1 protein-coding gene is annotated in these 569 nt (G+C 56.4%); it reads right to left on the bottom strand.

Translation table 11 applies throughout. The features are described from left to right. Positions 1-79: 79 nt before the first annotated feature. Positions 80-569, bottom strand: a 490-nt coding sequence (locus tag EOA22_RS36600; RefSeq protein ID WP_281040827.1) for an ATPase domain-containing protein, incomplete at its 5' end; no start/stop codon positions are given.

The raw sequence follows: 569 nt of genomic DNA on the forward strand, positions 1-569 counted from the left end.
GTGTAACCAGCATCCTTGCGGTAAGGCGCCAAAATGAGCACCCAATCCAGTGTTCCCAGCCCGTTTCGCTCGACGTCGCTCACGTCTCGGGCAGAGGATTGTAAGCAACCACGGAAACGCCGGAACTCGCGATGAAAAGTTCCCGGACATCGAGATCGTGGGGACCGTGGCGTTTCTTGACGACCGTGATATTGCGCCTAAGGCGGCCTTCATGCTCGGACATGCGCAGCAGAAGCACGGTGTCGCCGAGAAAACTGACGTCCACGTCGATCCCAACATTCTGCCCGAGCAAACCATGCTGGGCGACAATGAGCATGGTTAGCACGTCAGCGCGAGCGAGATGTTTCAGGAGAGACTGGATGTCCAGCACCGCCTTTTCCCGGTGGGGAAGAGAATTCAGATAGCCGGTGAAGCTGTCAATCACGACTACCCGGGTATTGTTGCGACTGACGACTTGCTGCACAATCTGGCCGAACTCTCCGGGCGAGATTTCGTTCGGACTAAAATCGTAGATGACGAGTTGGCCGTCCTTGTAGAACTGCCGAAGATCCATCCCAAGGCCTTCGGAC

The organism is Mesorhizobium sp. M7A.F.Ca.US.014.04.1.1 (genome assembly GCF_003998745.1).
Taxonomy (GTDB): Bacteria; Pseudomonadota; Alphaproteobacteria; order Rhizobiales; family Rhizobiaceae; genus Mesorhizobium; species Mesorhizobium ciceri.